Genomic DNA, 23,555 nt, shown 5'->3' with positions numbered 1-23,555 from the left:
TTTCGTGCAGCACTATAAAGAAGAAGCGTCGAGTCTTATAAAATTGGCTACCCCTGTATTGATAGCTTCCGTCGCTCAGACAGGCATGGGGTTTGTGGACACGGTAATGGCAGGTGGCGTAAGTGCTACTGACATGGCAGCTGTGTCTGTTGCTTCAAGTATTTGGCTTCCATCGATTTTATTTGGCATTGGCTTGTTAATGGCGTTGGTACCTGTTGTTGCACAACTTAACGGCTCTGGTCGTCGGGTAAAAATACCTTTCGAGATTCAGCAAGGTATCGCCATGGCGCTATTCGTTAGCATTCCTATTATTGTGGTGCTATTGCAAACTCAACTTATCCTCGGGTTTATGGATATAGAAGCGCTGATGGCTGAAAAAACCATAGGCTATATTCACGCTGTCATTTTAGCGGTGCCGGCTTTTCTCCTGTTTCAGGCTTTGAGAAGTTTTACCGATGGGATGTCACTCACTAAACCAGCAATGGTGATCGGTTTTATTGGTTTATTGCTCAACATTCCATTGAACTGGATTTTCGTTTACGGCAAGTTTGGTGCGCCAGAGCTTGGTGGCGTTGGTTGTGGCGTCGCAACAACTATCGTGTACTGGATAATGTTTGCGCTGCTCTTATTTTATGTGGTTACGTCGGAACGACTGAAGAACATCAATATCTTTGCTGAATTCCACCCACCACAACTGAAAGCGCAAATTCGTCTGTTTAAGCTCGGTTTTCCTGTTGCTGCTGCGCTATTTTTTGAAGTAACACTGTTTGCAGTCGTTGCACTTCTGGTGTCCCCTCTAGGTCCAATTATTGTTGCAGCTCACCAGGTCGCGATTAACTTTTCGACTCTTGTGTTCATGCTGCCAATGAGTATTGGTGCCGCTGTTAGTATTCGAGTCGGGCATAAACTTGGAGAAGAAAGTGTAGCAGGCGCCCGAGTGGCATCGCGTGTTGGTATCATGGTTGGTACTGCGATGACTGTTGTGACGGCATTTCTAACGGTAGTATTCCGTGAATTTGTCGCAGAGTTATATACCAGCAACCAAGAAGTTATCAAACTGGCGATGGAACTATTGTTACTCGCTGCGATATATCAGTTTACCGATGCCGTACAAGTGATCGCCGCAGGTGCATTGCGTGGGTATAAAGACATGCGCGCTATCTTTAATCGAACTTTCGTTGCTTATTGGATTTGCGGTTTACCAATGGGTTACATCCTTGGCCGTACCAACTGGATCGTTGAGCCAATGGGCGCGCAAGGTTTCTGGATTGGCTTTATTGTTGGCCTGTCGTCTGCCGCTCTGTTGCTTGGCGTCAGGTTACGTTGGATGCACCACCAAAAGCCAGAGGTTCAGTTGAACTTTTCGGTACAATAATCTCCTGTAAAAGCCAGCAATCGCTGGCTTTTTTGATCGAACCGAGCCTCAGTCAGGTATACTTTTATACCAAACCAACTCAGTGATCAGAAAGGAACAGTGTGCGTCTAACCCTATTGTTCTCAATAACATTGCTTTCAGGTTGTACCGACTTATTCAACCCTGAACAAGCGCTGCTGGATAAATACCATCAACGCTTGGCGAATGTATTGGACGTTTCAAGCGTTGAGATAACTTCCCTGCCCGCCATCACCATTCCTCCTCGACGAGCGCTTTTTCAGCCATTACCCAGACTGACACTCGGTCTGTTGGAAAGCTACCAACTTCGTCAGTGTGGCTTGTTTAATCTTTTGGCAGACAAAAATTCGCAACTAGGTAAAGTACAGGATGCTTTTCACGATTTAGATTATCAGACATCGTTACTCAGGACTTTGAATTCATGCCTGAATGACTTTCCAATTAGCGATGATGAACGACAGACTCTAACACTATTGTACGGTCAGAAATGGAGTCACCTGCATACTCACCTTGATAACCTGTTGTTTGCCAGTGAGACGATGCAAAAACAACTCACAGCCTCTGATTGGCTATCTGTCGATAACAAAAACCAAATTGCGATGGTGAGCGAAGCTTTTAACCTCTTAGGTAATATGTATGAAACGCCTAACAAGACTATCTCTCGATTACCGGATATTCATATCGTGCAATACCAGGAAGTGCTGGAGAAGTCTCGCCTTATGGGTCGACTTTACTACTCTCTCGTAAACGCTTCCCATTGGCTAAATGAAACCACCCAATTGCTCGACACAAATCAAAGTAAGCTTATTTGCGGCAAGAATCGAGATATCACAACGTTTCGTTACTTAAATAACGTTTTTCAATCTATTTACGTGAAAGAAGTACAACCATATCTGGCCTATTTGGACAGTACATACCAACGCCTGGACAGTGGCGTTAACTTAATCGAAAAAAGAATAGACCTTCATGGCGAGTCATACGGACTGATGGATGCTCACAATACGTTCAGAAAAAGAACCCTGGAGCACATACAGTTCTGGCAGGGTCTTTTTAAGCGTTGTGGTGTGACAGTGGGAAACGCCGAGAAGTAAGAATCGAGCGAGGCTACTCTTTAGAACGCTCGCGCAAAAATCGGGCAAATTTCGGTTTTCCGTTATGAGTAAACCCGTTGTACCTAAATGTGATAATCGAACCCAATTGTGGTGGGTTTCGACGCAACTCGTCTGTAAATCCACTACCAATATAAAACTCTGTACCATCAGGCATACGAACCAGAATCGCGCCCATCATTCCCAGCAAGCGACCAGTACCGGGCTTATGTCCGATCACTTGTGCTTCTGTATCGGCAAAACGTTTTAACTTAAGTAAATCACTGCCCCGGCCCGCTTGGTAACGACTAGACACCTTGCGTAACATGACACCTTCCCCATCAGCTAACGCGATTTTGTCTAATTGGCTAAATAAGTGCTCTTCATCTTGAATAGCCATATGCTCGACGTACTTAATGTGTGGCTCGTCCAGTTCATACACCAAGTTTTGGATATTGTAATAGCGCTTCCGATAGTCACCCGCAGAGTAAGGCATATCAAACAACATAAAATCTACTTTCTTCCACGCGCTGTCGACCGGTGTTTTGTCCAAAACCGTTTGCTGGACCAAATGAAAATTACCTCGCCCGGCCCAAAGTTCCCCATCCAGAGGGTAATCTGGCAATGGTGCTGTAAACCACTTAGGAGCGTGTATCCGGTTTCCATTACGTGTTACAAGGTGTTGCCCCGTCCAGTAAGCACGAATACCATCCAGTTTTTCACTGTACCAGTATTGCGACACATCAATCCCATCTTGATAGGTTTCTGCTAGCGAGACTAAAGGCGCGACAGTTGGATGGGCTTGAACGTGCGTGGATGCCATAATGGCGAGTGCGATCAATGTCATTTTTATGGGCATAGGGAGGAACCTTGTTCAAAAAATCTCCCATATTGAAGCGCAACTTTCTTCGATAACCTATTTGTCAGTAATTATTCTTCGACTCACAACAATGATTGTCAGTAAGACTCTGCAAATTTAAGACTGATCTTTAGACAAGGTTTGATTGTTGCTTGTGCTTAATCCTGCCACTGGTGTCGCATCTTCTCGATCGTTGCCGTTGGGACATCGTGAATGCTCTGATATTCACCATCACACACTTTTATCTCGACCTCGATACCCTTCTTTTTACAGTAATCCAGATACCGCTTCATTTCCCAAAGGCGAACAAAAGTATTGCTCACTATGACGGTTTTACCTTGGTTTAACCACCTTCGAGCTTGACGGAAACACCACTCATGAGCTTGAGGAAGTTGCTGTGGATTGAAGTGGTACTCCCCACTTTCTTTTTCAAAGTACATGTCCGCTTCAAAATGTTTCGCATCGAGCATTGGTACCAGCTGTTTAGCCAGCGTTGTTTTTCCAGATCCCGGAAGACCACGAATTAGAATGAGTTTATTGATAGACATGATTTGACAATTTTGAAGTTGACGACGCACAAACTCTAAATGAATTTATTAAAAAGGAAAGAACAAATAAAAATGCCGAGCTTACAAAGCTCGGCATTGAAATCGTGTGTTTCAGATAGACTATTTGTATGCAGGTAGTTCGGTTCTTAAACCCTTAACCAAGCTGACACACATTACCAACAAAACTAATGTAAACGGCAAGCCTGTTGCGACAACGCCAGACTGTAGTGCCTGCAAGGCTTCTTTACCGCCTATCCAAAGCATAACCGCCGCGATTGCCCCTTCAATACATGCCCAGAAAATTCGCTGAGGTATTGGAGCATCAATTTTACCGCCAGCTGTAATGCTATCGATGACCAAAGAACCGGAATCCGACGACGTTACAAAGAACACCAAAATCAGACCGATAGAAAGAATCGAAATTACCGAGCTGTATGGCAGTTGGTCATACACATGGAACAGAGTCAGAGAAATGTCCGTAAGGCCATTTGTCCCCAGCTCACCCACTTTATTCACGACCTGATCAAGTGCAATGCCACCAAAGATAGCCATCCAGATAAGTGTAACCACTGTTGGAATGATAATAACTGCACAGATGAATTCTCGTACTGTACGACCTTTCGATACTCGTGCGATAAACATACCGACGAATGGCGACCAAGAAACCCACCACGCCCAGTAGAATACAGTCCAACCTTGCATCCAAGTTTCATCTTCTCGACCGTGAGGATTACTCAGAGGAATGATGTACTCGATATACGCTTTGGTTGTATCAAAAATTGACGTAAAGGCGGTGTCGAAGCTGATGAAGGTAATGAAAATAAGCAACGCAAAAGCGACCACCATGTTGACATTACTAAGCACCTTAACACCACCATCGATGCCACGAACGACCGAAAGTACCGCAATGAAGGTCACAAAGGCGATCACGATCATTTGAGTGCCGATACCACCATCAAGACCAAATACATGGTTGATACCACTTGTCGCTTGCTGAGCACCCAAACCCAATGAAGTCGCCAGACCAAACAGCGTCGAAAGCACTGCCAGGATGTCGATGACATGACCTAACCAACCCCATGCACGGTCACCAAAAATTGGGTAAAAAGCAGAACGTAGTGACAGTGGTAAGCCCTTGTTAAATGCAAAGAAGGCAAGAGCTAGTGCAACAAGGGCGTAGATACCCCAACCATGAACACCCCAGTGAAACATGGTCGCAGCCATTGCCAATGATTTCGCTTCTTCAGAGTATGGTTCCGCATTTAGTGGCATTCCCCACCAATCAGTGAAGTACGCGGTTGGCTCTGCAACACTCCAGAACAGAAGACCAATACCCATACCTGCAGCAAATAGCATGGATAACCAAGATACTCTTGAATGATCAGGTGTTGCGTCTTTGCCACCTAAGCGAATTTTTCCCAGCGGCGATAACAGTAAAACAACGGCGAATAATACGAAGAAGTTCGCTGACCACATGAAAAAGGCATCAAATTGCTCAATGATTCCGTTTTTAACACCGTTCAAAGCGTCACGAGCGGTATTAGGGTCAACTAAAAGCAATGAAATAAGACATAAAACAATAAGACCGGCACTGATTCCGAAAACAGGGTTGTGAACGTCAAATCCCCACTTTTGTACGTTATCCTGCCCTACCTGATAATCTGTTGTCTCGATACTATATTTTTTAAATGAAGCTTTATCCATAAATACAAATTTAACGTTAATTTGAAACGCTCCTCAAATGAGAAGAACTCCAATACGCCCTCCAATAATTTGAGCTCTAAAGTTTTTAATCGCAACGAATATTAACATCAGTCACAAAAATATGCAAAAATGATGCTTTTATTGCATTTAAAAGACAGTTCATTTTCAAGAACAGCAAAATAAACACTATGATGTCTAATTATTATCTCTCGCTATAATAACCATTGCTCTCATATTGTGGGTGGGCGCTAAACAAAAAAGTGGCCCTCGCTGAATCGCAAGTGACCACTTTATGGCTGTCGCAAAAACTAAGAAGTGAATTTTCCTGGGCGAGATGTTTATAAGAAATGGAAAGTAACGTTGCCGGTAAAGCTACTAACTGAATCGCTGTCGCCATCGATATCAACACCAAAAGCCTGGTAACTTGCACCAACTGAGATGTTATCTAGCAAAAAGTACTCTGCACCGACACCATACATATAAGAGACGCCATCATCTTTATCGATAGCACTTAATGAACCTTTATAGTCAACGTTAAAAGCATTGATGCCACCCTTGGCATAAATATGGAACGGGCCAAAATCGATGCTTGGCTTAACCGCTAAATAGAGTGAAGAGAAATCCCCATCGCCTTTGGTTCCATCCACATTCAGTCCAACTTTGCCATGGTTAAAGTAACCCGCTTCGATACCGATTAGCGGTAAAATCCCCGTACCGACGTGTAAACCGTAGGTTGTATCACTTTCGCCTTCAATATCAGATTGACCGATTTGTCCGCCAGCATATAGCCACGAATCCGCGAACGCAGACGTTGAACACAACGCCAAAGCCAATATCGAGAGTTTTGTTTTCATAGTCATACCATCCTTTGTAAGTCTGCGTGATTTCACGCTCCTAGCTCGTAGTTTAATGATCACTATATATTGGAAGGTATAGAGAAATTAAGATCAAAGAATGAATAATTTATATTCAATTCGTTGTAGTGTGATATCAATTCAGACAGAGAGGCAAGTCGAAGTCACTATCAGAAACAAAAACACCGGCTTAAAGCCGGTGTTTTATAACTCTCGGATATGTCGAAAATTATAGGAAGTGCAAAGATGCATTCACAGAGAACGTACCGATATCGTCTTTATCTGCTGTGTAGTTCATGTAGCTTGCGCCCACAGAAAGTGGACCAAAGATGAAGTATTCAGCACCAACACCGTACATTAGATCGAAGTCGTCATCGTCGCTACCTCCTTTCACTTCTTTATCCCATTGGTGGATACCACCTTTTGCGTAAATGTGCAGTGGGCCGAAGTCGATGCTTGGCTTTAGTGCTGCGTAGTAAGAGGTAAGTTTTGTATCGCGACCATCAACGTTAAATTCACCGTGCTGAGTCACACCAGCTTCAATACCGATAATTGGAAGAATACCTGTACCTACGTGCACTGAGTATGATGTATCCGTCTCGCCTTTGTAATCAGACTGACCTACAGATGCGCCACCGTAAATCCAAGAATCTGCCATTGCCGCAGAAGATGCGCTAAGTAGTGCCACTGCTAATAGAGTTTTTTTCATCATTTACCTTTTACTCTTTTCATTCCTACGTCTTCTCAATCTGACGTAGACACTGCAAATACAAGGGAGGCAAACTATTGCCTCCCTAGAACTAAAAACAACACATTTATCAAATACTAGCAATTACTATACCAGTAACCGCACGAGCGTTGATATAAATAACTGTCACGATTGTACTTTACGCTAACAAGCATCAATCGCGTTTTTGACTCGTTTGTCAGACACCGGATACGGAGTGCCTAATTGCTGAGCAAAGTAACTCACACGTAGTTCTTCTAGCATCCAACGCACTTCTTTTACGTTTTCTGGAATAGCCATGCCTTTTGGAATCTTATTCAATAACTCTTTGTAGTCCTTGGTTACTGACTCGATTTTCAACATATGCAGGCGATCTTTATTCGGATCGATTGGCAACTTCTCCATACGGCGTTCAATTGCACGCATGTAACGGAGAATGTCTGGTAGACGTTTCCAGCCACACTCAGTTGCAAAGCCTTTGAAGATCAAACCCTCGAGTTGAGCTTTGATGTCTGACAGTGCAAACGCCATGGTAAAGTCGATCTTACCTTTCAACTTCTTATTGATGTTAAAGGCAGTCGTCAAAATGGTTTCAACTTGCTTAGCAATTTCAACCACGGTATCGCCGAGTTCGGCACGAACGTGTTCTTTCAACTTTTCAAATTGTTCTGGTTCCCAAACTAATCCGCCCTGCTCTTCGATAAGCTTATCGACGCCACAAGCTATGCAGTCATCAATCAGATCCAGTACTTTTCCATACGGGTTAAAGTACAAGCCCAGTTTTGATTTGTTCGGCAAATTGGCATGCAAGTATTTAATAGGCGATGGTACATTCAACAAAATTAAACGACGCTGACCAGCACGCATCGCCGAGATTTGCTCGTATTCTGTCTCGTATAGTTTAATTTCAACACTATCTTTGGTATCGACAAGGGCTGGGTACGCTTTCACGTCATAACCGCCGCGTTTTTGTTGATACACTTTTGGCAGTTCGCCAAAGCTCCACGTATGCAAGCCCTGCTGCTCGATATCATCGTCAGCTACTTTTGAGAGCGTTTCCTGAACTTTCTCTTTCAGGCTTTCTTTCAGCTCATGAAGGTCTTTGTTTTCCTTCAGCTTTCGATTGCGATGATCAACAGCGCGGAATGTCACTTTCAAGTGTTCCGGCACCTGATCCAGCTTCCAGTCTTCACGCAATACTTCTACGCCCGTCATGCGTCGTAACTCTTTCTCAAGTGAGTCAAGAAGTGGCGCTTCCATCGGCGTAGAACGAGCTAAGAACGCATCTGCGTAATTTGGCGCTGGCACAAAGTTCTTACGAATGGTTTTTGGCAACGACTTAATCAGGCTCACCACAAGTTCATGGCGCAGACCTGGGATCTGCCAGTCAAAGCCGGCTTGTTCCACCTGGTTAAGAATTGGTAGTGGCAGATGAACCGTTACACCGTCACTATCATCACCTGGTTCAAACTGATAGCTAAGCTTGAGTTTTAAACCATTTTGGTGCCAGAAGTTCGGGTAGTCTAAGTCAGTAACATGGCTGGCATCGCCCTTGAAAAGCATCTCTTTTTCAAAGTTGAGCAGTTCCTTGTTTTCTTTCGACGCTTTTTTCCACCATGAATCAAAGTGTTTACCAGAAACCACTTCGGTACCGACGCGTTGGTCGTAGAAATCAAATAGCTCATCGTCATCGACCAAAATATCGCGACGACGAGATTTATGTTCCAGCTCTTCGACTTCTTGCAATAGTTTACGGTTTTGCTTGAAGAACGCGTGTTTGGTTTCCCACTCGCCTTCAACTAACGCACTGCGAATGAAGATTTCACGACTGATAGATGCATCAATGTTCCCATAATTCACCAGACGTTTAGGGACGATTGGCACTCCATACAACATGACTTTTTCGTACGCCATAACCGCAGCTCGTTTCTTTGACCAGTGCGGTTCGCTGTAGCTGCGTTTGATTAAGTGCTTGGCTAATGGCTCAATCCATTCAGGCTGAATTTTTGCAATAATTCGGCCCCAAAGTTTTGAAGTTTCTACCAACTCCGCTGACATGATCCATTTAGGCTGCTTCTTAAACAAGCCAGACGCTGGGAAGATATGGAAACGGGCATTACGCGCACCCTGATACTCATTCTTCTCCTGATCTTTCATACCGATGTGAGATAACAGGCCAACCAGAATTGCGCTGTGCACACCATGATATGACGCAGGCTCGTCATTGAGCTTAAATTCCATTTCACGCATGGATTGGTGAATTTGGAAATAAACGTCTTGCCACTCGCGAACACGCAAGTAGTTCAAGTAATCTTGCTTACACTGTTTACGGAACTGATTACCCGTCAGCGCTTTTTGCTGCTTCTGAATGTAATCCCAAAGATTTACTAACGTCAGGAAGTCAGACTCTTCATGGAAAAAGCGACGGTGCTTATCGTCTGAAGATTGTTGTTTGTCCGATGGGCGCTCACGTGGGTCTTGGATCGACAACGCGGCTGCAATCACCATCAATTCTTTTAACGCACCGTACTTTGGTGCTTCTAACACCATGCGCGCTAAACGCGGGTCGATTGGTAATCGTGCCAGTTGGCGACCCGTTGGGGTAAGGCGTTTTTTCGGATCTTTTGCATCTGAATTAATCGCACCCAACTCTTCTAGCAGGCGCACACCATCTTGAATGTTGCGTTTGTCTGGCGCTTCAACAAATGGGAACGCTTGAATATCGCCTAAACCAAGAGCCGTCATTTGCAGGATTACCGACGCTAGGTTGGTACGCAGAATTTCTGGATCGGTAAACTCTGGGCGTGACTCGAAATCTTCCTCTGAGTAGAGGCGAATACAGATACCCTCTTCCACACGACCACAACGACCTTTACGCTGGTTCGCACTTGCCTGAGAAACAGGCTCAATTGGAAGACGCTGTACTTTAGTTCGGTAACTGTATCGACTGATACGCGCGGTACCTGGGTCAATCACATATTTGATGCCCGGAACGGTTAACGACGTTTCCGCTACGTTGGTTGCCAATACAATGCGGCGACCAGCGTGTGGTTGGAATATCTTGTTCTGCTCACCAGCCGACAAACGCGCATACAAAGGTACAATCTCTGTACTCTTAAGATTACGTTTAGAAAGCGCATCTGCCGTATCACGAATTTCACGTTCACCGTTCATGAAGATCAGAATATCGCCCAAACCTTCATCACACAGCTCATCGACGGCTTCGAAGATACCTTCTAGCTGGTCACGATCGTTATCCTCATCGCCGCTTAACGGACGGTAACGCGTTTCTACTGGGTAAGTACGACCAGACACCTCAATAATTGGGGCATCGTTGAAGTGCTTGGAAAAACGTTCCGGATCGATGGTTGCCGACGTAATGATGACTTTTAAATCAGGACGACGTGGCAGAAGTTCTTTTAGGTAGCCCAAAATAAAATCGATGTTCAGGCTACGTTCGTGCGCTTCATCGATAATGATAGTGTCGTATTGATTCAAGAAACGGTCATGCTGAATTTCTGCCAGCAAGATACCGTCCGTCATCAATTTAATCTGAGTATTCTCTGAGATTTGATCGTTAAATCGAACTTTATAACCAACAAATTCACCGAGCTTAGTTTCCATCTCTTCCGCGATGCGATTTGCTACGGAACGCGCAGCAAGACGACGAGGCTGAGTATGACCAATCAGGCCAAATTTACCACGGCCAAGCTCTGCACAAATTTTGGGTATCTGCGTGGTTTTACCCGAACCCGTTTCACCAGCGATAATAACCACTTGGTTTTCATCAATCGCCTTTGCAATGTCGTCTTTCTTTTGACTAACAGGCAGGAGCGCAGGATATTCGATTTTTGGCTGATAACTGCCACGTTGTTCGACTTCCATCATCGACTTAGCAATGTCTAAAGCGATTTCATCAAACACGACATTACGCGATGCATCTTTCTTAATTTTACTTGCGCCAGAAATACGTTTACTTAAGCGAAAACGGTCGCGCATCATGCACTGATTAAGTGCTTTGCGTAGCGAGGCGGCATTGTTCACTTGAGCATGAGGCGCTTGAACTTTCTTTGCTCCATTTACTGGCGCAGATTGCGCTTCAGAGGAGGTTTTCTTTGTAGGCTGTGACGAAGTCAAAGCGTTTCCTATTCTTTTCATTACATAAAACTGCGCGAATTGTATCACAACAGGACCAAGACAAGACAACTGAAAGCTTATTCAATTTTTTCGAACAACTTAAGCAAACAAGTCGGGTTTAGAACCTCAGCCCATTGCTTATAATGCATCACATAGTCGAAAGCACTTATTTAAGGAATATCCATTATGTCTCGTGTACTAGCTCTAAAATCAAGCATCCTTGGCGACAACTCACAATCAAACAAGTTGGTTGAAGAGTTCATCAAAAACGTAGCTCAAGACAAACTAACGGTTCGTGATTTAGCGGCGAACCCATTGCCAGTGCTTGATCTTACCGTAGCGACAGCGCTACGCTCGACAGGTGACCTTTCTCAGGAACAACAGCAAGTTGTAGAGTTGTCAGACTCGCTTATCGAAGAAGTGAAAGCTGCGGATACGCTAGTCATTGCAGCGCCAATGTATAACTTCACGATTCCAACTCAGCTTAAAAACTGGATTGACTTGATTGCTCGTGCAGGTGTGACATTTAAATACACAGAAAATGGCGTTCAAGGTCTGTTTGAAAACAAAAAAGCGATTGTTGTAACGACTCGTGGCGGTATTCACAAAGATGCTCCGACAGACAACATCACGCCTTACCTACGCACGGTACTTGGTTTTGTTGGTATCGCTGATGTGGAGTTTGTTTACGCTGAAGCCCTAAACATGGGTGAAGATGCAGCAGCAAAAGGCATCACTGAAGCTCAGAGCCAACTAGCAACGCTAGCGTAAGCTTGATTCAACTAGTATGAATACAAAAGGGATGGCCCCAATTGCCATCCCTTTTTCATTGACCACTTCATATTTGCGAATAGAAGCATTCCAGTATTTACCACAGTGTTGGGTTATGAACCTTCGGTTTTATTTTCGTCTGCGGTCTTCTCTATGTTTTCTAGCGCGTTCTTATAGAGTTGCTCTAATACTTCTTCAGCCTCCTGAACCATGCGCTCTACCATTGCATCAAACGCGACATCGCTGGGTATCTCTATTTCCTCACCCACACGCACTTCTATTGAGTCAACGTAAAGCACTAACCATCCGTCGCCTTCCATATGCCCTTCTCCGTTAACCACAAAGAATCGCTTGGCGAACTCGTCATTAGTGCAGTTTGTTCCCTCAATCTGAATGTTATATGAAGAATCAATGCTCATCGTGCTAATGCCATCAAATTTATCGGATGCATTGCAAATGGCTTTAACCTTTGCGCGATAAACAAATTTCAGCTGGGATAATAGTGTATTCGTTTTCATCTCACTGAGAATGGGTGATATTTTTCGCGGTGACAAATCCGACCTTTGATCTCGTTGTAAAATAGAAACACATTCAAGCACCAACCATAAATGCCAGAAGTGAGGCATGCCGGAGCCATTTCACGTCTTTTCTATAAAATTGCTCGATAAAAAAGCAATCATTCGTTAATTGAAACTTTACGCTTATGTTCTTTCTAAATGAGCCGTTACAATGTGAAATGTTGTCATATACGTGACAGAATAAATCTTATGCTTTGATAAATTGGCATTGAATCTCGTTGAAATAGAATGAATTACCTAACGAGTTGTGCCAGTTATGTCGCTAGCCCTAACGATAACGAATAAAAAGTGAAAGTATCAGAACTCATTTCCATCCTTAATAATTTGCCGACCAACACTGACCCAGATATTGTTATGGGAGAAGAGTGGCTGCCGGAAAGATTGGTGGAAACACAACTTGACGGCAATCTGTTATTTTTGAGCTTCGACAATGCACCAGAAGAATGTCAGGCAGAAGAAGGTCGGGGTTTCGTTGACCATGAAATTGATTTAATTCGTACTCGATTACGACAGGTTCTGGACGAAGACAGCGATAACGATTCGAAGACAGAAGCGATGCTAGGGTTGTTTCTTGCGGGTCACGAATTGAGTAGCGCTCAAGTAGTAGAAATATTAGAAGAATCAGACAAATAAGGAACCAGTTTGGCTGCATCATTAGACAAAACCCAACATCCTCATCTTCCCCTTATCATTGCGGGCCCTATTCTCCGCAAAGTGACTGCATCAGAAGTGAATATTTGGCTGGTCACGACCAAGCCATTAGAAGGGTTCATCGAAATCAACGATGCAAACTCTGCGACTTCGTATCACACTGAGGACTTTGAAAAGCTCACTCAACTTCAGGTTGGTGAGCAAGCTTGGGTTTGTTTACTGTCATTAAAAGCTGACTTCCCTACTAATCAGCCACTTCGATATCAGCTGCACACGCAAGACGGTCTACTAACAGAGCTGCTGCCTCACTTGTGTTATGAGCACGATAACTATATGCATAACGGCATTGAATTTTTAATCAGTGAAAAAGCCGATTATGTCCTTCATGGTTCTTGCCGCAACCCACAGCATTTTAGTGACGATGCTTTAGTTGCAGCCGATGCAAAAGTGGCTCAGCAAAGCGTAGAATCTCGCCCAGACATGCTCATCATGAGCGGTGATCAGGTTTATGTTGATCATGTAGCTGGACCAACCTTGGATGCGATTGAGCAAGTAATCGAGTTACTGGGATTGCCGGATGAGCAATTTCAACAAGCACCGATCACCGACACCAAAACGCTTTATCAACACGCTGCGTGTTTTTATGGCCGCGACCAGTTGCTACCGCATTACGTCGATGACGGCAGCCTGCTCAGTCAGTTTTTCCCTCACCGTGGCACGCCTATTTTCAGCTCTAAAGAGTGTGAAAATCACCTGATCAGTTTTGCCGAATGTTTTGCCATGTACCTCTTGGTTTGGTCGCCGACGCTTTGGCATCTCATCAAGCGTGACCGATTGCTGGAGAATCAATTCCTTGTCGGAGGCAACACGCTCGCGCCCAACTGGCAACAAAAATGGCGTGAGGAAAAAACGCAAATAGATAAATTTGTCAGCGGTTTAGACCGCGTACAGCGCCTTCTTGCGCACCTTCCGACTTACATGATATTTGATGATCACGATGTGACGGACGACTGGAACTTGACCATTGGCTGGGAACAAGCGGCATACACCAACCTTTTTGCAAAACGAATAATCGGAAATAGCCTGATCGCCTATTGGTTTTGTCAGGGCTGGGGAAACGCACCGGAAAAGTTCGATGACGCGTTTATGGTTCACATAAAAGATTTTCTTGAGCAACGCACTGCCGAAGCTCAAGATGACCTGATTCAGTATCTCTATCGCTTCGAGAACTGGCATTACACGATTCCGACCTCCCCCAAAGTCGTGGTTTTGGATACCCGAACTCGTCGCTGGCGGTCAGAATCTAAAATGAATAAGCCGTCTGGCTTGATGGACTGGGAAGCGTTAATTGAGTTTCATCAAGAACTGGTTCACGAAGATAAAGTGATCATCGTATCTGCAGCGCCGATGTTCGGTGTGAAATTTATAGAATCGCTACAACGCGTGTTTACCATGTTTGGTAAGCCACTATTGGTGGATGCTGAAAACTGGATGGCGCATCCCGGCAGCGCGAACACGCTCGTCAGTATTTTCACTCATACTAAAACACCGACTAACTTTGTGATTTTGTCGGGGGATGTCCATTACTCTTTTGCTTACGACATCAAATTACGCTTTCGAAAAAGCAGCCCTAACATCTATCAAATCACCTGTAGCGGTATTAAGAATCAATTTCCGACAAGACTACTCACTATTTGTGATGCGCTGGATAGAATGCTTTACAGCCCCCGCTCGCCACTAAACTGGTTCACCAAGCGTAAGCGACTCAAAATTTATAAGCGTGCGCCAAGTAGTCATAACTTTTATCGTTTGGTTAACCACAGTGCGATCGGAGAATTACATCTCGATGATGACGGTAAGCCTAGTCAAATCAGTATACTTACCGCAGATAACCAAGAAATTCATTTTCCACCGACGAGAATAGAAAATTGATCACCTTGATTGATAGCGTCGTATTCTAAATGTAAAGAATTCGTAATTTCAGGTTTCACCCCTTGAGATTTAAGTCACATATAACCATGTTTAAAAGATAGTTATCAGTTTGGTGCTTACTATGTTCAATTCTCTTACATCTCTATTTAAACAGCTTCTCGATGGCGAGGATCTGGCACAGACTCATACCGTGTCTCCCAACATGGCGATTGCATGCTTACTTTGTGAAGTGTCCGGCGCCGACCACCAAGTGGATGAAAAAGAGCTAGAAACAAAACATTCTCTTTTAATGAAGTTGCTTTCGCTGAGCGCTGCAGAGGCGACACAATTACTGGAAAAAGCGGCACAAACAACAAAAGAGTCCGCGTCATTGTATGACTTCACTTCTCAACTAAGAGAGTTAACTCAAGAAACACGTTACAACCTGATCAAGAGTATGTGGGAAGTGGCGTATTCTGACGGGCAAATTGACCCGCTTGAAGATGCAGTCATCCGTAAGACGGCAGAATTGCTCTATGTCGACCACAAAGACTTTATCCGCGCCAAACTGCAATCGCAGTAGTGTCACCACCTACTCGTCACCCAATAAAAAACGCGCTGAAGTTCAGCGCGTTTTTATTTTATAGAAGCCAACGTGTTGTTATTAAGACTGGTCAAGATTTGAATTTGTTTGACAAGGTCGAGATTAGACAAACTCCATGACAGAAAAACACAAGTTGGATTAAAGATTCATTACAAACCCACAACTAAAGCATAGTCAGTGCGAGTTTGGCTAGGTTATACGCATCAACATAACCAGAATGTTGGCGGCCTTCCCATTCAATCCCTTTCGCTTCTTGGGCAGCGCGATGACCAATGCGCTTTTCTTTGAGACGGTTTTGAATACGGTAAAGTGTCGCTAGGTTAATGAACTCAGTAAATGGCGCTTCGATGCCCTTTTGTTTGCACTCATCAAGTAAAATCGTGTCATCTCGCCCCCATGAGGCGTAAATTTTGTTGCGGCCGCCGAAGTTCTTAACCATAGACTTCAACACTTCTTCAAGTGGTCGACCTTGTTTCTCGATTTTACGTGGTGTAATCCCCGTTAGCTCGGCGCAGAACAACGAGACTTCATCTTGTTCAGGCTTAACATAGTACTGAGCACGTTTAACGATCTCACCTTTGGACAAATCTATTTCAGCCAACCCAACTTCGATGATCTCGCCAGTACGGCCAACGCCATTCTCGTTCCAGCAACACATTTCTAAATCGAAGCAGACGATACGGTTATGGTTCATAGTTTGTCTTGATTCCTAACATAGATTTTAAAGCGAGAGATTCTACCTCAATGACAGGTAAAACTCGAATGCGCTTGCCGATTTAATCACCGATTGCACTGGGTTAACGCTATTTTATAAAGTGATTCGACAAATTTAGGTTCTTATACTGCTGTATGAACACGATGTATAACGTCGGTGAAAACCGAGGCAAGGTGTCATTAATTGCGGAAATATCGTACTTCTGGCATGCCATGGCCTTTAAAGCGTGTTCCAATCGTTGGTTTTTCGCGCTAATCGTGCGGTAAATTTACGAATTATTACAGCGTTAAGCCTTGAATATGCTAACATCCGACATCATTTTAGTGTCTAAACTTGGTGCAAGATCGCAAAGACGATCAATTTAATAAACACATTGAGCCTATGCACCAATGAATCAATAGAAAGAGAAAAAACGTCATGAACATTGATTTGAACCTAATTCCTCAAACGTTCGATATGCTTCACGCTGGTCTTGCTGCTTCGAGCGTATTGCTTTTGCTGGTTGCTGTATCACGTAAATCGAAAGTGATTGAGAAAGTAGTAGAAAAGCCGGTTGAGAAAATCGTCGAGGTTGAAAAACCTGTCGAGAAGATCGTAGAAGTTGAAAAAGTCGTTGAAGTAGAAAAAGTGGTTGAAAAGGTTGTTGAAGTTGAATCAAAACTGGCAACTGCTTCTACTGACTCTGCAATGCAACTGCTTTCTATTATGCAGCAAGAAGCTCGCCTAATTGACTTCCTACAAGAAGACTTAACGTCATTCTCAGATGAAGAAGTTGGCGCAGCTGCTCGCGTTATCCACACTGGTGGTAAAAAAGTATTAAGCGATTACGTGACGCTTGCACACGTACGTAACGAAGACGAAGAAACCCGCATTACGGTTGAAGAAAACTTTAACCCACAAGAAATTCGCCTAACTGGCAATGTTACAGGCAGTGCACCATTCCACGGAACACTGGTTCACAAGGGCTGGAAGGCTACATCAATGAACTTGCCTAAACTGGCTGAAAATTACGATGCATCAGTCATCGCTCCAGCCGAGGTTGAGCTGTAATGGAACACATGAACCAAGAAAACATTTCTCAAGAAGAAAACATCCAAGAGACGCCAGAGCAACAGTCGCCTAAATTTAGCGTTGGTATCGACTTAGGTACGACACACTGTGTGATGTCTTTTGTCGATACTCACGATGAAGATGCTCGTGTAGAAGTTATGCCGATTCCACAATTGACGGCACCTGGCACAGTAGAAACTCGCAGCCAACTTGGCTCGTTCCTGTACCAACCTCACGAACACGAAATGAATCCTCAATCACGCGTACTGCCGTGGTCTAGCGAGCCTAAAGCACTGGTTGGTGCGATTGCTCGTAATCTGGGTTCAAAAACGCCAATTCGCTTGATTGCCAGTGCTAAATCTTGGCTTTGTCATGGCGGCGTAAACCGTCGTGATGCGTTTCTGCCTGCAGGTAGCCCTGAAGAAGTTGAAAAAGTATCCCCTCTTCGTGCAACCGAGTTGTACCTTGAGCATCTAAAAGACGCCTGGAACCACACTCACCCTAATCACAAGCTTGCTGAGCAAGATGTGACAATTACCGTTCCTGCATCGTTCGACCCAGCGGCACGTGACCTAACGGCAGAAGCTGCGCGCAACGTTGGTTTTGTGCATCTGACACTACTAGAAGAGCCTCAGGCTGCGCTTTACAACTGGATCGACAACAGCAACGACAAATGGCGTGACGAAGTTGAAGTCGGCGATATCGTTCTGGTGGTTGATATCGGTGGTGGTACAACCGACCTATCTTTGGTGGAAGTAACTGAAGACGACGGTAACCTGAGTCTTAGCCGTATCGCAGTAGGCGAACATATCCTACTTGGCGGTGACAACATGGACCTTGCCCTTGCGTACCGCTTGAAAATGAAGCTTGCGCAAGAAGGTAAAGATCTACAACCGTGGCAAGTTCAGGCAATGACACACGCTTGCCGCGATGCCAAAGAAGCGCTTCTGAACGACAGCGAGCTGCAATCTGTGCCAATCGTTGTTCCTAGCCGTGGCTCTAAACTGCTTGGCGCAACGCTTAAGACCGAACTGACGCAGGAAGAAGTACAGCAAACGCTGGTTGATGGTTTCTTCCCACAAGTTGCGATTACTGATCACCCTGTTCAGCGTAACCGTGGTGCACTGACGCAGATGGGCCTGCCTTATGCTCAGGATGCAGGTATCACGCGTCACATTGCTGCATTCTTGTCTAAGCAAGCAAACGCACAAGGCGGTGGTGAGTCTGCACCCGCTCAAGACTACAACCCATTTGCGAACATGCCGGGTATGCCAGGCGCTGAAGCTACTCAATCAGCAGATTTCATCAAACCAACCGCGATTCTGTTTAACGGTGGTGTACTGAAATCAACGCTATTGGCCTCTCGCTTAGAAGACACCATTAACGAATGGTTGCTTGAAGCAGATGCAGAAATGGCGAAACGTCTGACTGGCGTTGATCTCGATCTTGCAGTAGCAAGTGGTGCGGCTTACTACGGCTCAGTTCGTCGTGGTCAGGGCGTTCGTATTCGCGGCGGTATTGCTTCGGCTTACTACGTAGGTATCGAAAGCGCAATGCCAGCGATTCCTGGAATGGCACCTCCAATGGAAGCCCTATGTGTGGCACCATTTGGTATGGAAGAAGGCTCAAGTGTTGACGTACCAAGCCAAGAGTTTGGTTTGGTTATCGGCCAACCAGTAAACTTCCAGTTCTTTGGTTCGACAGTACGTCGTGATGACCTAGCAGGTACACATCTTGATCACTGGGCACCAGAAGAGCTAGAAGAGTTGCCAGAAATTCAAGTAACGCTACCAGTATCCGAAGGTCGTCGTGAGGGCGAAGTGGTTCCTGTCACTCTGGCATCTCGCGTGACAGAACTTGGTACGCTTTACCTGGAAGCAATTGCCGCCGATAACGGTCAAAAATGGCACGTTGAGTTCGATGTGCGTGAAGACGCAAAAAGTGACTCAAACGAAGAAGAATAAATAGAAATCAAACGGCATCCAATCGGGTGCCGTTTTTAAATACACGAAGGTTTGTATGGCATCTCCTCGTTTTCTAGTTGGTATTGACCTTGGCACGACAAATACTGTGGTCGCCTATTGTGAAATCACCGACAACCTTGAACAATCCGAAGTATCCCTATTTGATATCGACCAGTTAATTGGTCCTGGTGAAGTGGTTCGTAAACCGCTGTTACCCTCTTTTCGTTACCACCCGGCTCAGGGACAAATTTCCCCGTCTGATTTAACCTTGCCTTGGGAAAATCAGCCTGTTTCTGGCGACATTAAAAATGTCATCGTCGGTGAATGGGCACGTGAACTAGGTGCGAAAGTCGAAGGACGTCAGGTATCGAGCGCAAAAAGTTGGCTCTCCCATCAAGCGGTCGACCGTAGCTCAGACATTCTTCCTTGGGCTGGCGCGCAAGACGTTGATAAAGTCTCACCCGTAATTGCCAGCGCAAGTTATCTGAATCACATCCGCCAGGCATGGAACTATCGTCATCCGAGTAACAAGCTGGAAGACCAAGACGTCGTGGTCACCGTCCCTGCATCGTTCGATGAAACGGCACGTAAACTCACCCTTGAAGCGGCCGAGCTTGCCGGATTGAAGAAGATCGTCCTACTCGAAGAGCCACAAGCGGTATGTTACGACTGGTATGCACGCCATCAACAAACGGCGGCCGACGAACTCAAAGACCTACCGCTGATCCTTGTCTGTGACGTGGGTGGTGGTACTACCGACTTAAGTTTGATTGAGGCTAAGTTCAAACAAAGTAATGACAGCGAGAGTGAGCTGGCCCTTGACCGTATAGGCGTTGGTGAACATCTCATGCTGGGCGGTGACAACCTCGACTTAGCACTCGCGCACCTCGCAGAAAGCCGCTTCAATCAGAACAAAAAGCTGACAGCTGCAAGCCTAACAAAGCTGATTCAGCAGACCCGAAAAGCGAAAGAGAACCTGCTTTCTTCAAATGCACCTGAAGAAGTTAAAATCACCATGCTGGGTAGCGGCTCAAAACTGCTTGGTGGTACCAAGAGCATTGCGCTGAGTAAACAAGAAGTACACCAGATTGCCCTGGATGGCTTCTTCCCGCTTTCTGAATTTAATGAAGTACCCGACAAACGACGCAGTGCCGTTGTCGAGTTTGGGTTGCCTTACGTTGCAGATCCTGCAGTAAGTAAACACGTAGCCGAGTTCCTAACTCAGCATCAGCAAGTGTCGCGATCTGCTCTTGGCATAGAAGACGAAAAACAAAACGCGATTCCGGTCGGCTTACTACTCAATGGTGGTGTGTTTAACAGCGACCTTGTCACAGAGCGTGTCACTACCCTACTCTCAGACTGGCGCGGCGCTCCTGTCACGGTTTTGGATAACCCGCATCCTGATTGGTCTGTCGCACTTGGTGCCGTTGCCTTTGGTAAAGCACGACGGGGAGCCCAGCTAAAAATCGGTGGTGGTGCCGCTCGTTCTTACTTCCTGCACCTGCAAGAGAAAAACAAAATGGGCAAAGCCCTTTGTTTGCTCGCAAAAGGGACGGAAGAAGGCCATGAGATTCGCTTAAGTGGTCGTCGATTCTCGCTTACACTTGGCGAGCCGGTTCGATTTAATCTTCTTACCTCAACCCACGATACTCTGACCAACAACACTGCGATTCAAAATGGTGTGATGGTTGACGTTGATCCTGACTTATTTGTTCCACTTCCGCCGTACATCACCACATTAGAAGGCGAAGGTGCTGAGCTGCACGCAAATCAAAAAGAGCGTGTCGAGGTACAACTCGCTTGCCAGTTAACGGAAGTGGGCACACTCAAAATGGAATGTGTCAGCGCAGAAGACGACACTAAACGTTGGGCGCTAGAGTTTGAAGTACGTAACAAACAAGCAGACGACAACGAAGACGTACAACTTCATCCAAAGTTGAATGAGTGTAAGGAGCTGGTGGCTCGTCTTTACAGCGGTAATAAGAAAAGCGCCGACAGCAAAGAGATCAAAACGTTAGCGAAAGATCTTGAGAAGAAACTGGGTAAGCGTGATGAATGGGACTTCACAACGCTTCGTCAGCTATTCGATGCATTTGCTCAAGGCAGAAAACGCCGCCGTCGTTCAGAGCAACATGAAAAGAACTGGCTTCGACTTGCGGGCTTTGCACTGCGCCCGGGGTTTGGTGATCCAACCGATTCTTGGCGTATCGAACAAATTTGGGGACTTTACCAACAAAACATTCAGTTTAAAAACCATCAAGGATGGACAGACTGGTGGGTATTCTGGCGTCGTATTGCTGGTGGCTTAAACCAGGAACAGCAAGAAACGATTTTGGCTGACATTGCGAAATATCTGCACCCAGGCGCAATGAAGAATCCACAATCCGCCAAAGCTGCGCAAGACATGGGCTACGAGTCAATGGTTCGGCTGTCAGCGTCGTTGGAAAATCTGGAAGTCGAAGATAAAGTGCTTTTGGCAACGTGGTTCCTGAGTAAAGCCATTAACCAAAATCAATTCCAACAAGCACACTGGTGGGCAATGGGCCGACTTGCATCTCGTACTCCGCTATACGGCAGCCAGCACAATGTTATTCCCCGTGAGCAAGCAGAACAGTGGCTTCCAAAACTGTTAGATCAAAACTGGCAAAAAGAACCAATGATCGCGTTTGCGGCTGTCATGATTTGTCGTAAAACAGGAGACCGCCTGTTCGACATCTCAGATGACTATCGCGAGCAGGTTCTGGCGAAGCTGAAACAAAGTAAAGTACCTGAGTCTTGGGTCTCTTTGGTTGAAGAAGTGAAAGAACTTTCTGATAGTGAATCGAAGCGTGTGTTCGGTGATGCACTCCCAAGTGGTTTAACGCTGGTTCATCACTAAGCTTTTTCTCCATAGAAATGCTAAAAAAATGCACAAAGCCCTTCGTTGAAGGGCTTTGTTTTATCTGATTTCTCTACAAACAACGGGTTAATTCAACTCTGTCGTAATCACCACATCACGCGTTTCGTTATCCATGTCACTGATGCCGACCACTGAGACTTCGCGATCCGAAAGTGTCTCAATCAAGCTGTCTTCTAATCCGCCATCAGCTAACCAAGTATAAAATTTCTCTGCGATGCGCTCCGAACCTTCTCCAACAAACGTTAATGTGACCTTCTTCATTTGTGACACTCCATCAATTTACGATTCAGCAACTTAAGCGTAGTATGTTTGGCAAACATCGACATCTACTAAGGCTAACTTCTTTTATGACCATTGAAAAATTTGGCGCGATTTACCAACGCGCCGCCGAACGTAAAGGCGGTAAAGACCAACTTGAAGCCCTGCTTACTCACCCGTTAAGTAAAACAGAGTTAGCCGCTATTCCTGATGACCGTTGGTTAGCTGCATTTTCAATGAAAGTATTTCAAAGTGGCATTTCATGGAGTGTGGTACGAAAAAAATGGCCAAACTTTGAAGAGGTCTTTTTTGGTTTCAAAATCGAGCCATTACTTATGCTTTCTGACGAACAGTGGGAAACAAAAGCGACAGACGAACGTATCATTCGCCACCTGACAAAAGTGATGTCGATTCCCGCTAACGCTCGCATGATCCATGAAGCGAGCATTGAATACGGCTCATTCGGTAAAATGGTTGCAGATTGGCCTCAAGAGAATATCACCGAACTTTGGGCTTATTTAAAAAAACACGGCAAACGCTTGGGCGGAAATACAGGGCCATATACCTTACGCCAAATGGGTGCAGACACATTTATCATCTCGAACGATGTAGAGGCTTACCTGCGCAACTGCAAGATCATTGAAGGTGGTAAAGACACCAAGAAATCTCTGGACGCAGCCAATAAAGCCTTTATTCAGTGGCAAAAAGAGAGTGACCGAAGCCTCACAGAAATCAGCCAAATCATCGCATTTAGCACGGGTGATAATCGCGTCTAATTGGTAACGACTGTGCTTATCTTTTTTTACCTAAGCTTGGTTGGGTAGCTTATTCTGAGCTTAGGTTA

General features: G+C 45.1%; 19 protein-coding genes. 10 read left to right on the top strand and 9 right to left on the bottom strand.

Annotated features, from left to right (window positions below):
* Positions 1 to 4 precede the first annotated feature (4 nt).
* Positions 5 to 1,375: an MATE family efflux transporter gene (locus VER99_RS07165; RefSeq protein ID WP_020333250.1), complete on the top strand. Its 1,371-nt coding sequence runs from the start codon at positions 5 to 7 to the stop codon at positions 1,373 to 1,375.
* A gap of 101 nt (positions 1,376 to 1,476) precedes the next feature.
* Complete coding sequence (locus VER99_RS07160; protein ID WP_020333249.1) at positions 1,477 to 2,484, top strand: DUF3080 domain-containing protein; 1,008 nt, start codon at positions 1,477 to 1,479, stop codon at positions 2,482 to 2,484.
* A gap of 13 nt (positions 2,485 to 2,497) precedes the next feature.
* On the opposite strand, the gene VER99_RS07155 is transcribed toward VER99_RS07160, so the two are convergent.
* From VER99_RS07155 to hrpA, 6 genes are all read right to left on the bottom strand, one after another.
* On the bottom strand, positions 2,498 to 3,340 hold the full coding sequence (locus VER99_RS07155; RefSeq protein ID WP_020333248.1) for a DNA ligase: 843 nt from the start codon (positions 3,338 to 3,340) through the stop codon (positions 2,498 to 2,500).
* A gap of 158 nt (positions 3,341 to 3,498) precedes the next feature.
* The gene (locus tag VER99_RS07150) at positions 3,499 to 3,888 is read right to left on the bottom strand and encodes an ATP-binding protein (protein ID WP_014231781.1); all 390 of its coding nucleotides are present in this window, start codon (positions 3,886 to 3,888) and stop codon (positions 3,499 to 3,501) included.
* 120 nt (positions 3,889 to 4,008) lie between these two features.
* Positions 4,009 to 5,592, bottom strand: a complete 1,584-nt coding sequence (locus VER99_RS07145) for a BCCT family transporter (protein WP_020333247.1) — start codon at positions 5,590 to 5,592, stop codon at positions 4,009 to 4,011.
* Positions 5,593 to 5,930: 338 nt separating this feature from the next.
* Positions 5,931 to 6,446: a porin family protein gene (locus tag VER99_RS07140; RefSeq protein ID WP_014231779.1), complete on the bottom strand. Its 516-nt coding sequence runs from the start codon at positions 6,444 to 6,446 to the stop codon at positions 5,931 to 5,933.
* A 229-nt stretch (positions 6,447 to 6,675) separates the two neighbouring features.
* A complete protein-coding gene (locus VER99_RS07135; protein WP_014231778.1) occupies positions 6,676 to 7,155 on the bottom strand; it encodes a porin family protein in 480 nt (159 codons plus the stop codon).
* Between the two features lie 183 nt (positions 7,156 to 7,338).
* A complete protein-coding gene (gene hrpA, locus VER99_RS07130; protein ID WP_020333245.1) occupies positions 7,339 to 11,310 on the bottom strand; it encodes an ATP-dependent RNA helicase HrpA in 3,972 nt (1,323 codons plus the stop codon).
* 186 nt (positions 11,311 to 11,496) lie between these two features.
* Here hrpA and VER99_RS07125 point away from each other — a divergent pair, with 186 nt between their 5' ends.
* Positions 11,497 to 12,081 carry an FMN-dependent NADH-azoreductase gene (locus VER99_RS07125; protein ID WP_014231776.1) on the top strand — a complete coding sequence of 195 codons (585 nt, stop codon included), beginning with the start codon at positions 11,497 to 11,499 and terminating at the stop codon, positions 12,079 to 12,081.
* Between the two features lie 113 nt (positions 12,082 to 12,194).
* Here the strand turns inward: VER99_RS07125 and VER99_RS07120 are convergent, their stop codons facing one another.
* Positions 12,195 to 12,500 (bottom strand): hypothetical protein, encoded by a 306-nt coding sequence (locus VER99_RS07120; RefSeq protein ID WP_231113050.1) that lies wholly within the window; start codon positions 12,498 to 12,500, stop codon positions 12,195 to 12,197.
* Positions 12,501 to 12,947: 447 nt separating this feature from the next.
* Here VER99_RS07120 and VER99_RS07115 point away from each other — a divergent pair, with 447 nt between their 5' ends.
* The 3 genes from VER99_RS07115 to VER99_RS07105 all read left to right on the top strand — a co-directional run bounded on the left by VER99_RS07115 (position 12,948) and on the right by VER99_RS07105 (position 15,804).
* Complete coding sequence (locus VER99_RS07115; protein WP_014231774.1) at positions 12,948 to 13,292, top strand: VC1380 family protein; 345 nt, start codon at positions 12,948 to 12,950, stop codon at positions 13,290 to 13,292.
* Between the two features lie 9 nt (positions 13,293 to 13,301).
* On the top strand, positions 13,302 to 15,242 hold the full coding sequence (locus tag VER99_RS07110; protein ID WP_020333243.1) for an alkaline phosphatase D family protein: 1,941 nt from the start codon (positions 13,302 to 13,304) through the stop codon (positions 15,240 to 15,242).
* A gap of 121 nt (positions 15,243 to 15,363) precedes the next feature.
* Positions 15,364 to 15,804, top strand: coding sequence for a tellurite resistance TerB family protein (locus tag VER99_RS07105; RefSeq protein ID WP_020333242.1), 441 nt, complete (start codon positions 15,364 to 15,366; stop codon positions 15,802 to 15,804).
* Positions 15,805 to 15,988: 184 nt separating this feature from the next.
* On the opposite strand, the gene VER99_RS07100 is transcribed toward VER99_RS07105, so the two are convergent.
* The gene (locus tag VER99_RS07100; protein ID WP_014231771.1) at positions 15,989 to 16,519 is read right to left on the bottom strand and encodes a 3'-5' exonuclease; all 531 of its coding nucleotides are present in this window, start codon (positions 16,517 to 16,519) and stop codon (positions 15,989 to 15,991) included.
* A gap of 438 nt (positions 16,520 to 16,957) precedes the next feature.
* Between VER99_RS07100 and VER99_RS07095 the strand changes: the two genes are divergently transcribed.
* The 3 genes from VER99_RS07095 to VER99_RS07085 are packed head-to-tail and all read left to right on the top strand — an operon-like array spanning position 16,958 to position 22,432.
* Complete coding sequence (locus VER99_RS07095; RefSeq protein WP_014231770.1) at positions 16,958 to 17,590, top strand: DUF2760 domain-containing protein; 633 nt, start codon at positions 16,958 to 16,960, stop codon at positions 17,588 to 17,590.
* Positions 17,590 to 19,554 carry an Hsp70 family protein gene (locus VER99_RS07090; protein WP_020333241.1) on the top strand — a complete coding sequence of 655 codons (1,965 nt, stop codon included), beginning with the start codon at positions 17,590 to 17,592 and terminating at the stop codon, positions 19,552 to 19,554. The genes VER99_RS07095 and VER99_RS07090 overlap by 1 nt, the downstream gene beginning before the upstream one ends.
* Before the next feature lie 55 nt (positions 19,555 to 19,609).
* Positions 19,610 to 22,432, top strand: coding sequence for an Hsp70 family protein (locus VER99_RS07085; protein ID WP_020333240.1), 2,823 nt, complete (start codon positions 19,610 to 19,612; stop codon positions 22,430 to 22,432).
* Between the two features lie 87 nt (positions 22,433 to 22,519).
* Here the strand turns inward: VER99_RS07085 and VER99_RS07080 are convergent, their stop codons facing one another.
* Positions 22,520 to 22,714 carry a hypothetical protein gene (locus VER99_RS07080; protein ID WP_014231767.1) on the bottom strand — a complete coding sequence of 65 codons (195 nt, stop codon included), beginning with the start codon at positions 22,712 to 22,714 and terminating at the stop codon, positions 22,520 to 22,522.
* 86 nt (positions 22,715 to 22,800) lie between these two features.
* Here VER99_RS07080 and VER99_RS07075 point away from each other — a divergent pair, with 86 nt between their 5' ends.
* The gene (locus tag VER99_RS07075; protein ID WP_020333239.1) at positions 22,801 to 23,487 is read left to right on the top strand and encodes a DNA-3-methyladenine glycosylase I; all 687 of its coding nucleotides are present in this window, start codon (positions 22,801 to 22,803) and stop codon (positions 23,485 to 23,487) included.
* The last annotated feature ends 68 nt before the right edge of the window (positions 23,488 to 23,555 follow it).

The organism is Vibrio natriegens NBRC 15636 = ATCC 14048 = DSM 759 (genome assembly GCF_035621455.1).
In the GTDB taxonomy this organism is placed as follows: Bacteria; Pseudomonadota; Gammaproteobacteria; order Enterobacterales; family Vibrionaceae; genus Vibrio; species Vibrio natriegens.
This window is presented reverse-complemented; position numbering and strand designations above follow the sequence as displayed.

Bases quoted from the DNA above. Each gene is read 5' to 3' on its own strand.
- VER99_RS07155 (WP_020333248.1), bottom strand. From the start codon at position 3,340: ATGCCCATAAAAATGACATTGATCGCACTCGCCATTATGGCATCCACG.
- VER99_RS07095 (WP_014231770.1), top strand. From the start codon at position 16,958: ATGAACATTGATTTGAACCTAATTCCTCAAACGTTCGATATGCTTCAC.
- VER99_RS07140 (WP_014231779.1), bottom strand. From the start codon at position 6,446: ATGAAAACAAAACTCTCGATATTGGCTTTGGCGTTGTGTTCAACGTCT.
- VER99_RS07150 (WP_014231781.1), bottom strand. From the start codon at position 3,888: ATGTCTATCAATAAACTCATTCTAATTCGTGGTCTTCCGGGATCTGGA.
- VER99_RS07100 (WP_014231771.1), bottom strand. From the start codon at position 16,519: ATGAACCATAACCGTATCGTCTGCTTCGATTTAGAAATGTGTTGCTGG.
- VER99_RS07090 (WP_020333241.1), top strand. From the start codon at position 17,590: ATGGAACACATGAACCAAGAAAACATTTCTCAAGAAGAAAACATCCAA.
- VER99_RS07080 (WP_014231767.1), bottom strand. From the start codon at position 22,714: ATGAAGAAGGTCACATTAACGTTTGTTGGAGAAGGTTCGGAGCGCATC.
- VER99_RS07105 (WP_020333242.1), top strand. From the start codon at position 15,364: ATGTTCAATTCTCTTACATCTCTATTTAAACAGCTTCTCGATGGCGAG.
- VER99_RS07125 (WP_014231776.1), top strand. From the start codon at position 11,497: ATGTCTCGTGTACTAGCTCTAAAATCAAGCATCCTTGGCGACAACTCA.
- VER99_RS07075 (WP_020333239.1), top strand. From the start codon at position 22,801: ATGACCATTGAAAAATTTGGCGCGATTTACCAACGCGCCGCCGAACGT.
- VER99_RS07145 (WP_020333247.1), bottom strand. From the start codon at position 5,592: ATGGATAAAGCTTCATTTAAAAAATATAGTATCGAGACAACAGATTAT.
- VER99_RS07085 (WP_020333240.1), top strand. From the start codon at position 19,610: ATGGCATCTCCTCGTTTTCTAGTTGGTATTGACCTTGGCACGACAAAT.
- VER99_RS07120 (WP_231113050.1), bottom strand. From the start codon at position 12,500: ATGAGCATTGATTCTTCATATAACATTCAGATTGAGGGAACAAACTGC.
- VER99_RS07135 (WP_014231778.1), bottom strand. From the start codon at position 7,155: ATGAAAAAAACTCTATTAGCAGTGGCACTACTTAGCGCATCTTCTGCG.